Here is a 4652-nt window from a genome sequence, read left to right as displayed (position 1 = left end):
TCACCGCCAATATGGCGAAGGCGATCCGGGTGATCTCTGTCCAGCGCGGCCATGATCCGCGCGATTACGCGCTGATGGCCTTCGGCGGCGCCGGTCCGCTCCATGCCGCACGTCTTGCGCGCGAGCTGGACATGAAGACGGTGATCGTGCCGCTGACGCCGGGAACGCTCTGTGCGCTTGGCCTGCTGCTGACCGACCTGCGCTCCGATTTCGCCCTGTCGCGGCTGATGGAACTGTCGGACGCGGCACGGCCTGCGCTGGAAGAAGGTTTCGCAAGCCTTGCCGAACAGGCCGATGTCTGGTTCGAAGCGGAGAAGATCGCCGCCGATCGTCGCGTCATCACCCGCACGGTGGACATGCGCTATGCCGGGCAGAATTACGAGCTTTCGGTCACGGTTCCAGCGGGGCCGATTACGGCGGAAACCTTCACAGCGCTGGAAAAGGGCTTCGAGGCGGCGCACCGCCAGCGCTTCGGTTTCATCGCCGAAGGGGAACCGATCCAGCTCGTCACCCTGCGCGTCGAGGCCGCTGGCATCGTCGACAAGGCCGAATTCCAGAAACAGGACGATCACGGCCCCGATGCCTCGGGCGCGAAGATCGGCGAACGCGCGGTGTGGATGTCGGAGGCCGGCGGTTTCGTCACCTGCCCGGTCTATGAACGCGGCCTGCTGAAGGCCGGCAATGTCATTACCGGCCCGGCCATCGTCGAGCAGATGGACACGACCACCGTGCTGCTGCCGGAGATGACCGGCACGGTCGACCCCTATCTCAATCTCATCCTGGAGGTTTGAACGATGACCACGATTGATCCCATCACGGTAGAAGTCATCGGCTCGGCGCTGCAGTCCATCGTCGAGGAGATGGGCGAGGCGCTGGTGCGCGCCTCCTACTCCACAAACATCAAGGAACGCCGCGACTGCTCGACGGCGCTGTTCGACCGCCACGGCAACACGCTTTGCCAGGCCGAGCATATCCCGATGCATCTCGGCTCCTTCCTTGGCGTGATCGGCGCGATCCATGGTCGGTTCAAGATGAACGACATCAGGCCCGGCGATGTGTTCATGGCCAATGATGCCTATGCCGGCGGAGCGACCCATCTGCCGGATATCGTGCTCGCCGAGCCGATCTTCGTCGATGACACGCTGGTGGCCTGGGCCGTCAACACCGCCCATCATTCGGATTTCGCCGATCGCGGCCACGAGCATATCTATCAGGAAGGCCTGCGCATCCCGCCGGTGCGGCTCTATCGCGAGGGTGTGCTGAACCAGGACCTGCAGGAGATGTTCCTGCTCAACTGCCAGGTCCCGCGCGAGCGCCTGTCGGATCTGCGCGCCCAGATGTCGGCCAACCGGCTCGCCGTTCAGCGCATGCAGGATCTCTGCGGCAAATACGGCACGGACAAGGTGCTGGCCGCCGGCGAGGCGCTGCAAGATTATGCCGAGCGCAAGATGCGCGCCGCCATTGCCGAAATTCCAGATGGCACCTACGGCTTCTCCGACCAGTTCGATTCAAACCAGCGCGGCGACAGGATCAAGCTTTCCGTCGAAATCACCATTGCCGGCGACGAAATGACGCTCGCCTTCGACGGACCGCCGCAGCTGCGCGCCGGGTTGAACCTGATCTATACCTCGCTGCTGGCGGCGAGCTATTTCGCGGTGAAGTCGGTCGTCGATCCGACGATCCTGCCAAATGCCGGGCTTGCCCGTCCGCTGACGGTGACCGCGCCGAAAGGGTCGATCCTCAACTGCGAGCATCCGGCGGCCGTCGATGGCCGCATCGCGGCGGCCCAGCGGGTCTGCGACCTCGTCTATGGCGCGCTCGCCAGGGCGCTTCCCGGCAAGGTCATGGCGGCCGGCAATGGCTGCTGCACCGGGGCGATCTTCAACGGTGTCCATGACGATGGCTCGATCTGGGTCTATCTCGAAACCATCGGCGGCGGCGGCGGCGCGCGGCCGTCCTCCGACGGGCTTTCGGGCATCCATGTCAGCCTCACCAACACCTCGAACCTGCCGGTGGAGTCGCTGGAGCTCGAATATCCGCTGACGCTGCTGCGCTACGAACTGGTGGATGATTCCGCCGGCGCCGGCGCCTATCGCGGCGGCATGGGCGTGCGCCGCGTCTACCGCGCGGAAAAGGCCTGCCGGTTCACCGTCGAGGGGTCGCGCGTCGCCTCCGAACCCTGGGGCCTTGATGGCGGCACCTCCGCGCGGGGCACCGTGCTCGACTTCGGCGACGGCCGCACGGATTTCGCCGGCATGGTCGACCTGAAGCCTGGCCAGATCGTCTCGATCACCACGCCCGGCGGCGGCGGCTACGGCGATCCGGCGGGCCGCGACCCGGCGGCCGTCCGGCGCGACCTTGCCGAAGGGCGCATCAGCGCGGAGACGGCGGCGCGCTTTTACAAGCAGTAATCGCCCGGCCGGCATTTCATCCGATTCCCATCCTCGTCGCAGGCGGCAGCGCCTGCGGACACTCTTCCCTTGTCCTTCTCAAACCCAAACAGAACAGGAAAAACCATGGTCAGGATCACCAAAGTCAAATCCGGCTCCATCTTCGAAACCAGGGAAAGCTATTCGCGCATCGTCTGCGTCGACGACTGGATCTTCGTGTCCAACACAGCCGGCCGCAATTACAAGACCCGTGAAATGTCGACCGATCCGGTGGAACAGGCCCGCCAGTGCTTCGACAATATCGAAGGCGCGCTGAAGTCGGTCGACTCCTGCCTTGCCGATGTCGTCCAGTCGAAGATCTTCATCCCCTACGTCGAGGATGCCAAGGCGGTGATGGAATATGTCGGCGAGCGTTTCCGCGGCATCGATCCGCAGCGCACCGTCACCTGCTCGCCGCTCGGCGCGCCGGACTTCAAGGTCGAGATCGAAGTCACCGCCTATCGTGGCGCGTCGAAGGCCGAGGTCGAGGAAATCACCATCTCGCTCGGCTGAACTGCCGCATATGCCTGGCCGGGCAAGGCTGCATCGACAGCGGTCCGGCCAATCACGCCATCACCCTTCGGGGGTGCGAACGCAGGATGAGCCGTTGGTTCAAGGCTAGCGCCAATAGGCCGGCGCCGGAAAAGCTTGCGGCCTGATGCGATGCCGTCCTCAGCGAGGGCGGCAGGCGGGCGATGGCCGCCGGGCGGCGGTGCGCCCTTCTTCCGCGCCACGCGCGCGGACTTCCCGTCTGGTCATGAACTTGCAGCCACGTGCCCCCTGCTGACAACGTCTCTGTTTGAAGATCGCCTTGGCTACGCGACCGGAGCCAGACGCCCCGGCCGCCTGAGCCGCCCCGCCGGCTCTCGTCTTGCCGATACGAGTGTAAGGCCAGCAGCAACGTTGCAATGCCGGCGGCGCGAAAGGCATCGCAAAGCCTGGATCAGGCCTCGGCGCGGGCAGGCTTGGCGGCTTCCCGGTCAAAGGTATCGTTGGTTACGCCTTCCTTGCGCAGCAGGTGCTTCTGCACCTTGCCCGAGGCGGTTTTTGGCAGATCGTCGAGAACGCGGAGGTAACGCGGCACCATATAGCGCGGCAGCGTCGCGGAAAGCCGGTCAAGGACTGAGGCCGGATCGATGCCCTGTGCGCTGGCGGGCGAAACAACGATCAGGACCTCGTCCTCGGTGAACTCGGAAGGCACGGCGACGGCCGCGCACGCCCGGATCTCCGCCATGCCGAGGACCTCGCTTTCCAGGGCGAAGGAAGAGATGTTCTCGCCGCGCCGCCGGATGATGTCCTTGAGACGATCGACAAAGTAGTAGGTCCCGTCCTCGTCTCTCCGGAAGCTGTCGCCCGTGTGGAACCAGCCGTTGCGCATCGCATCGACCGTCGCGGCAGGGTTCTTGTAGTAGCCGGCCATCAGCGCCCAGGGGCGGTGCGAACGGATGATCAGTTCGCCCACCTCGCCTGTCCCAAGCGGCATGTCGTTCTCGTCGACGATGCGAAGCTCGCACCAGGGGCGCGGTTTACCGGCGATCCCCTTTGCGGTGATGCCGGGCCCGGCGTGCAGGGGGCTCGCGATCTCCGTCATGTTGTATATCGTCCACGCCTCAACGCCGAACCGTTCCGCGAAGAGCGGGCCATCCTCGCCAAAGGGCGTGATGAAGGCGCGGCGCAACGGATGGTCGCGGTCATCGGGGCGAACGGGAGCCTTCAGCAGGAAGGCTGCCATGACGCCGAGAAGCAGGCAGTAGGTCGAGCCGGTCTCGCGAACGGCTTGCCAGAACGTGTCCGTCTTGAACTCGCGCATCATCCCGATCGAGAGGCCGCGCGCCAGCATGGCGTTGACATAAAGCGTCGATCCGCAGTGAAAGATCGGGCCGCAGATCATGCAGCGGTCGTCGGTACCGACGCAATCAAAGGCGTCCGGCCCCATGGTGTAGTGCTGGGCATAGGTGCTCATCACGCCCTTGGCGTTGCCGGTCGTGCCCGACGTATACATGATCGCGTGCAGGTCCCAGGGTTCGATCGGCTGCGACAGGCTCAGCGCCTGCATGTCCTCCTTCTCCGGGTCGACCAGCGTCCGGACGTCGTAGCCTGAGATCGCAGCGGCCTCGCCCTCGACCACCAGAACGGTTTTCACCGCGCCGGGGCTTATCTCGGACAGCCGCTCGACCAGCGCAGCCTGCGCGATCAGAACAGGCGCGTCGGCATCGCTGAGGA

Annotated in this window: 4 protein-coding genes; 3 read left to right on the top strand and 1 reads right to left on the bottom strand. The window is 65.0% G+C overall.

The genetic code is table 11. The features are described from left to right. The 3 genes from AC5DC2_RS19810 to AC5DC2_RS19800 form a co-directional block, all read left to right on the top strand. On the top strand, positions 1 to 791 hold a 791-nt coding region (locus tag AC5DC2_RS19810; protein ID WP_491699717.1), incomplete at its 5' end, for a hydantoinase/oxoprolinase family protein. Positions 792 to 794: 3 nt separating this feature from the next. Beyond that, the gene (locus AC5DC2_RS19805) at positions 795 to 2411 is read left to right on the top strand and encodes a hydantoinase B/oxoprolinase family protein (protein ID WP_491699716.1); all 1617 of its coding nucleotides are present in this window, start codon (positions 795 to 797) and stop codon (positions 2409 to 2411) included. Between the two features lie 105 nt (positions 2412 to 2516). Continuing rightward, a complete protein-coding gene (locus AC5DC2_RS19800) occupies positions 2517 to 2942 on the top strand; it encodes a RidA family protein (protein ID WP_491699715.1) in 426 nt (141 codons plus the stop codon). Between the two features lie 430 nt (positions 2943 to 3372). On the opposite strand, the gene AC5DC2_RS19795 is transcribed toward AC5DC2_RS19800, so the two are convergent. After that, the coding region (locus AC5DC2_RS19795; protein ID WP_491699714.1) for an AMP-binding protein at positions 3373 to 4652 on the bottom strand (1280 nt) is incomplete at its 5' end.

The sequence above is a fragment of the Martelella sp. genome, assembly GCF_984369615.1.
The sequence above is the reverse complement of the archived record's forward strand: the minus strand, read 5'-3'. Positions and strand labels throughout refer to the sequence as shown.